6 protein-coding genes are annotated in these 7,226 nt (G+C 60.0%); all 6 read right to left on the minus strand.

All coding sequences use genetic code 11. The features are described from left to right. Nucleotides 1–623: 623 nt before the first annotated feature. A complete protein-coding gene (locus AAFX91_RS36880; RefSeq protein WP_394569787.1) occupies nucleotides 624–2,114 on the minus strand; it encodes a tripartite tricarboxylate transporter permease in 1,491 nt (496 codons plus the stop codon). Nucleotides 2,115–2,134: 20 nt separating this feature from the next. Next, entirely contained in the window at nucleotides 2,135–2,653 is a 519-nt protein-coding gene (locus AAFX91_RS36885; RefSeq protein ID WP_130577202.1) for a tripartite tricarboxylate transporter TctB family protein, read from the minus strand. Nucleotides 2,654–2,660: 7 nt separating this feature from the next. Then, nucleotides 2,661–3,734 (minus strand): tripartite tricarboxylate transporter substrate binding protein, encoded by a 1,074-nt coding sequence (locus AAFX91_RS36890; protein ID WP_130577201.1) that lies wholly within the window; start codon nucleotides 3,732–3,734, stop codon nucleotides 2,661–2,663. A gap of 268 nt (nucleotides 3,735–4,002) precedes the next feature. Next, entirely contained in the window at nucleotides 4,003–5,352 is a 1,350-nt protein-coding gene (locus AAFX91_RS36895) for an MFS transporter (RefSeq protein ID WP_394569788.1), read from the minus strand. 169 nt (nucleotides 5,353–5,521) lie between these two features. Continuing rightward, the gene (locus AAFX91_RS36900) at nucleotides 5,522–6,574 is read right to left on the minus strand and encodes a leucyl aminopeptidase (protein WP_394569789.1); all 1,053 of its coding nucleotides are present in this window, start codon (nucleotides 6,572–6,574) and stop codon (nucleotides 5,522–5,524) included. Then, nucleotides 6,555–7,226 (minus strand): alpha/beta fold hydrolase (locus AAFX91_RS36905; RefSeq protein ID WP_394569790.1); only part of this gene is annotated, 672 nt, incomplete at its 5' end. The genes AAFX91_RS36905 and AAFX91_RS36900, both read right to left, overlap by 20 nt.

The following is a 7,226-nucleotide window of genomic DNA, read 5'->3' on the forward strand; positions in this document are numbered from 1 at the left end:
CGCCAATACTGGATGCCGATCCGCTACGCACGCGCCCGCTGATCACTGCGGACGTGGGAGCTCTTACCGCTTACGATCGAATGGCCTATTTCGATCCTGCCGGCGGGGCCTGACCTCAGCTCGGACAAATTTGCGAACTGGCCAGTTCCAAAATAAAAATCCGCCGACCTACGGTGAACATTCAATTATCGAGCAACATCCGCTGGAAGCGCTGTTTTCTTATCGACGGGTCGCTTAGCTCCCCTGTAATGACTTCATAGTCCGCCAAAGCGGCCGTTCATACGCGATCCACGCACGCAATTGCGTCGATGCTAGCCTGCGAAGCAGTCTAGGCGCCAAAATCAAGAACAATGTTAGAGTGAACAAGACTACGGCGGAGAGAGTGTCAGTCAACCCCCATTGAAAGATAAAGCATTTTTGTCCCTCCTAGACCAAGACTCACCGTTTGAGCTACGGCCGGGAAATGGGGTTTGGAGCAGCTCAGGCACGAAGCAGGTTTGGATTGGCTCATCCCAACGGACACCTTCCGGATAGTATTTTACACTTGGATACTGCACCCGAATCCCTCCATGCAGTACCGCTTGGCGGTTTGCGCTGCATCCGAAGCGGTGCCGAACTATCCCTTACGATTGCTGCGGAACGCGGCTCCCGCGCCTGATCCACACGGCGATGGTGGGTCCGACGACTGCCACGACGCAAAGGGCCGAAAGCACGGCGCTGATCGGCCGCGTAACAAAGATCGTGAAATCCCCGCCGCTCAAAAAAAGCGTTTCGCGCAACGCCTTCTCGAAAATCGGGCCGATCACCAGCCCGAGAATCATCGGCGCGAGGTCAAAACCGATCTGGCGCAAAACCGAGCCGACGACTCCGAAGCCGACCAGAACGCAAAGGTCCCAGTAGCTGTTTCGCACCGCGTACACGCCGACGAAGCTGATGGCGAAAATGAAGCCGATCAATGCGTATTGCGGCACGCGCAGCAGCCGAACCCACATCCCGACCAGCGGCAAATTCAGAGCGAGCAGCGCCACATTGCCGATATACATGGACGCGAGGAGGCCCCACACGACGTCCGGATGTTGGGACAGCAGCAGCGGCCCGGGCTGTATGCCTTGAACGATAAGCGCCCCGAGCATCAACGCCACGTTCGGCGTGAAAGGAATCCCGAGACTCAAGACAGGCACCAGCGCGGAGGTTGCGACCGCATTGTTCGCCGCTTCCGGCCCGGCAAAGCCCTCGATCGCTCCCTTGCCGAACTCGTCCCGGTGCGTTCGGGCAATGGCCTTTTCGACGCCGTAGGACGCAAAGGTCGATGTGAGAGAGCCCGGGCCGGGCAACAGTCCGATAAGAAAGCCGATGCCCGACCCTCGCACGATGGCAGGCCACGCACGCGACCACTCGCGGCGTGTCGGGATCATTTCCCGCAAACGCACGGTGGTGGCACGCGGAAATCCTTCGTTCGAGGCGAGGACGTGGAACAGCTCGCTCAGTCCGTACAGGCCCAGCGCGACCGGCACGAGATCGAAGCCCAATGCCAACGTACTCGTGTTGAATGTAAAGCGCGTGTCTCCACTGACGGCATCGACGCCGATCGTCGCCAGAGCCATGCCGACCAAAAGCATGACCATGTTCTGGGCTGGATCGTTTCCAGTGATGCGCACCAGCGTCAAACCGCCCAAAAGCGCCAGAAGGCAGAACTCCGGAGACGAGAAGCGCAGCGCAACGTCGGCGAGCAGCGTGGTGAACAGGCTGAGCCCGACAATGCTGATCGTTCCGGCGATGAACGATCCCACGGCGCAAATCATCAAGGCAGCGCCGGCTCGCCCCTTTCTCGCGAACTCGTAACCATCGATCGTCGTGACGATAGATCCGCTTTCACCGGGGATCCGGAGGAGGATCGCCGTGGTCGATCCGCCATACATGGCACCGTAGTAAATCCCAGCCAACATGATCAGACCGGTCACTGCGGAAAAATGGATCGTGATCGGCATCAGGATTGCCATCGCGCCCAGCACGCCGAGACCTGGCAGAACGCCGGTAGCGGTGCCCACAAGCGCCCCGAGCAGTGCGGCCGCAATGTTCACGGGCTGGAGAGCCACGGCGAACCCGCCAAGCATGTTACCGAGCAGATCCATGATCAGCCCCTGAAAATGACAGTGAGAAGGGAGCCGAACGGCAGCGATACCTTCAGGCCCAATGAGAAGACAATCCAGAACGCAACAGGTGTTGCCACGCTGAGAACGACGGCGCTCGTCCATGGTGCGCCGGCAAGACGTCCCATCAACAGGAGGAAGACCCCCGTCGTCAGGAAAATCCCAAACAAGGGCAGCCCGACGATGAACATCACGCAAAGGGAAAAGGCGACCCCGACGCGCAGCGCCGCGCTGTCCCGGGGCCAGAGACCGAGATCAGCAGATGCGCCGCGGTTACGAACCGTCACGAATGCGCCAAATACCACCCAGCAGACCCCCACCACGACGGGTACGGCGCCGACGCCCGTTCCCGGTGGGTCGCCCATCGGCAGTTCGATGGCCTGATAGAGATAGAACAGTCCCGCAGCCGTCAGAATGAGCGATGCGAGCCTGATTCCCGTGGTCGATGCCGGAGCATTGGCCGCTGTCGAAGCCTCGGTCTTGATGACTATCGCCTGGTCCATCTGCGGCCTACTTTCCGCTCGGAGTCGATGGAGCCGTGGCGTTGAAGATCTCCGTGAACTGACGGGTCATCTTCTCGCCATCGGTGAATTGCACCTGAATATTCTGAGCGGTGAGCACCCGCACAAAGTCGGGATCAGACACGGCCTGCTTCACGGCCTCGACGATAACGCGACGTTTGGCCTCTGGAATTCCCTTCGGAGCATAGACCACGTAATCGCTGGTGGTGACGACGTCGTAGCCCAGTTCCTTGAACGTCGGGACATCCGGGTTCGAGCTCATCCGCTCGGGACCGAACACCGCCAACGGGCGCGCTTTTCCGACTTCGACCTGGGCCTTCAGCCCCGGCCAGGTGAGCGCCGCAAGTTCGGTGTTCTTTCCGAGGAAGGAGGCAACGCCGTCCGCATCGCCGCTATAGGGGACGAACCTCACGTTGATGTTCGCCTTCTTGGCGAAAGCGTCCCAGGTGTACTGATTGATTCCGCCCGCAATGCTGGCGACCTTCAGCTTCCCGGGGTTCTCCTTCGCGTACTTCACCACGTCATCCAGCGTCTTCAACGGCGAGTCCGCCTGAATACAGACGGTGTTGTAGACGATGCCAATACCGCCCAGAATATCGTACGTGCTGGGGTTTCCCCAGGACAATCCCTTGACCGTATGCACGGCGATCGTCATCGGACTGTTCGTTGCGACACCGATCTGGTATCCGTCCGGCTCGGCCGTGACGACGGCGGTGACACCGCGCGTTCCGGCTCCCCCGGCAATGTTCTCAATCGCAACCGGTTGCTTGAGCGGCTTTTCAAGCGCTCGTCCAAGCGCGCGGCCAATCGCGTCCGATCCGCCGCCAGCGCCGTAATTGACGGTCAGGGTGACCGGCTTCGTGGGAAATTGACCTTCGGCGGCGTGCGCGCACGCGCCGGCAAGGGAAAGACTAGCAGCGAAGTTCATTACAACTAGCATGCGCATCTTGAGCGATCCTCGAATTGTCCGGTGAACGATCTGAGGCCGGCTATCGACCGGGGCGCCCTCAACTCTGGACGCGCAGATTCGTCCCTTATCCAGGAACCGTTGCCTCGAGATCACGAGCTGACGATATTTTGATAATCACTTGTGTACAGGCACAAAACTCGTTCGCAAGCGCACAACTTGCGCGCAAATGAACTTGCGACTCAGGAATAGCGTTGCGCCGGCCGTCAGCCGGTGTGCATGGGTCCCGCCGCGCAGCCGTCCGAATGCTCTTTCTGACATCAGGCCCAGCCACGCTCCGTTACGATTGAAGGTTCGTCGGAGGGACGCGACCTATGTCGCCGGAACGACGCGTTCGCGGCGGTCAAGCGTCCTTCCACCAAAGTCAAACACGCGACACCGAAGCAGTCTTCATCGTGGCTTCCGTTTCCGTGTCGACCTTAAAGCCCTTCGCGGACAAATCACGACCGAGCGTCTCTGGAAGCAGAAGAGAGGCGATAATGAAGACAGTCGCAGCAGGAAGGGCCACCGCAACCATGCCGCTGAGCAAGCTTCCGCCGAAGTGGGCCGCCGCAAGAGGCACAATCACAGGCGCTATGCTGCCAAGCCCGCGACCGCCCATATAGAACGTCGACACCGCCGTCGCACGCAGGTTGACCGGATAGAGCTCAGATATCCAGACACCGGTCACGCCCAGCGCCACGTTGCCCATGCCGAAGGCGATGTAGAGCCAGAACATCGGCCACTCAAGCTTCGATCCGGCGTAGAGCTCGCTACCCCACAAGGCCATACCGACCAAAGACCCGATCCAAAACAGCGCGGGCACAAGAGCTCCGATGCGGCGGCCTGCCCTATCGTTGAGGAAGCCGTTCGCAAGATAACAGATGCCGCTGACCACGGAGAGCAACACAGCGGTCGAGCGAACGACATCACCAGGGGTATGCATGTCCCGCAGCAACAGCGTCGGAATGAAGGAGACGACGCTGTAGTAGCAGAGCATGTAGCTCATCAGCCACACAAAGGCGACGATGGTCTGCCGTGCAAGCGCGTTGCGGAATAGATCCGCAAGAGGAAGTGTACGGGCTTCTGCAGTAGCTCGGCCGGCCTTGCGTTGCGCCTCATACTCCAGCCAGATCTTGGATTCAGGCATGAAGAAGCGAATGAAGATAATCAGTAGGATGGGTACGCCGCCACTCAGCAAGCCGATTCGCCAGCTCCACTCGTCGCTGAACGTCGCAATCAGCCAGATGCCGACGATCGAAGCGGTGGATGATGCAATCACGGCGCAGCCCTGAAGCGCCGCCGCGCCCAGACCCCGGCTGCCCTTCTTCCAGGCCTCGTTGAAGAGCACCATGCCGACGCCGTACTCGCCGCCAAGACCGATGCCGGTGATGAACCGTAACACGGCAAGAGACCAGTAATTCCATGCGAACGCCGAAATGATCGCGGCAATGGAAAACAATGCGATCGTGAGTTGAAGCGAGGTCTTTCGGCCAAGTCGATCACCGATGACGCCGAATAGCGCTCCGCCGATGGCCGATCCGAACAATGTGAGAGCTTGCAGCGAGCCGACCTCGGTCAGCGATAGCGACATCGATCGCTGGATCGCAGGCAAGAGAAACGGAAATATCAGAACGTCGTAGAAATCGAGTATGTAGCCCAGCATCGCTGAGATCATAATCGAATACCGTTGCCGCGGCGTGTAGTCTTCCGAACTTGAGATGGTTGCCGACATTTGACGCGTTTCCTGTTGGAGGATTGAAGTCGATAGACGTGACCGAGACACTTGCCGCGTCTTCGAGAGTCGAAATGCGACTTCGGTATCATTGGGAGTCGCGAACGCGACCCCGGCATCATTCGGAGTCGCATTCGCGACTCCGGGTTGCGTGCTTGATGCGCAGGGCCTAGCGGCCCGGCGCCCTCAGCTCGGGATAAGCAAACTCGCCCTTGTCGAGGATGTGGATATCGTCGAGCCACAGGCTGCAGCCGCGAAGCGGGATGTCCAAATGACACGGCGTGTCATTCGTACCGCCGAGCTCCGTGTTCGGACCCGTCGAGAACAGGACGTTCCCGTAGAAGGAGAGCGCATTCATGATGTGCTCCGACGAGAGCTCCTGGGAAGCCGCGATGTGGTGCCAGGTGGCACGCTCGTTCGACCCCCAGCCGATATGCGAGATCGCCCAGCCGCGCGGATCGCCGAAGCTGTCGATATAATTCTTGATGAGCAGCGCGTCGGTGCCTTCGCCCTTGAGGTCGACGATGTAGCCGTCCTTGATGGTCAGCGTGACCGGCGACTGGATGTAACGCTTGAACGCGCAGACGATGTCACCGGGCATCAGCACCACCGTGCCGTTGACCTCGCCGTCGGTCGCCTGAGTGAAGGCAAAGCCTGACGGGAAGTGATCCCAGCGCCCGGGCTCATCCGTGTATCCGTATTCGGAAATGACCGGGTATTGCTTCAGGCCATAAGTTACATCCGTTCCGCCGGGCGACGTGATCCGCATTTTGCTGGCCGACTGCAGGAGGGTTCGAGAGAGCTCCGTTCGCCGGCGCAGATCTTCGGTCGGGAACATCTTCTTGAGGATGTGGAATGGCTCCATCACGCGCAAGATGCGCGTGCCCGCTTCCTGAATTTCGGCTTGCTCACGAGAGAACAGCAACCCCAGGAGATCGATCACCATATCCACGCGCTTGAGCGTATCGATCGCCGGCTGGTTGCCCGTGAGCGCATGCCGGCCCTGCAAGCCCGCGACCTTGCCCTGGCCGTACTTGGGCACGTTGAGATGAAAGGTCGTTGCGCCCAGGCTTTGCGCGGCCAGCATGAAGGCTTGGGCGTATTCCTGCTGATCCTCGCCGCCGCTCAGGACCGCAACGACTTCGCCCTTCTTCACCTTGCAGAGCGTCAGCTCGGCCTTGAAGAGCTCAAGCATTTCAACATCAACGATTTGTCGGGACATCTTCACTGATCTCCTGTTTGCCGAACGTAGACACGCGGCTGTCGAACCGATCGCGCGGTCGCGCTAGAAGCTCTTCAACGATCGAAAGGAAGCCCTCGGTATCGTCGATCTGCATTTGGTGACCCGCGCTTTCCAGCGTCCTGATCGCGATGGACGGCAGCAATCTGCGAATTTCTGTTTCATCTTCGGGCCGAATGACCCCTCCCCGCCCGGCGACGATCAATGCGGTGGGGACGCTGAGATGGGCGAGGTCGTGGTGAATATCATCGTGATGAAAGCCCTTGTGGCTCTCGATAAGCGCGCGCTCGTCGCAGGTATGCATCCACTCGGCCCGGGTGCGGATGTGCTGCTCGGGCCACCGCGGAGCAGAGGGGCTTCGCAGCGCCGCGTCGGCTTCTCCACGCTTCGCGCTTTGAAGCAATTTGAGAAGCGGTTCGACCGGAATCGGATAGGCGCGACGTCCAGGACCGGAGACCGGCGGATCGACCAGTATCAGTTGGTCCATGGACGATGGCCGCCAACGCGCGGCGCGGATTCCGATGCGGCCGCCCATCGAGTGGCCCAGCAGCGTATAAGGGCCTAGTGGTCTATCACAGTGATTTTGACTCTTTGGGGGTGGCTGGATAGGCGCGGCCGAGTTTGGCGCGAGCTT

Source organism: Bradyrhizobium sp. 31Argb, from assembly GCF_043638955.1.
Classification (GTDB): domain Bacteria; phylum Pseudomonadota; class Alphaproteobacteria; order Rhizobiales; family Xanthobacteraceae; genus Bradyrhizobium.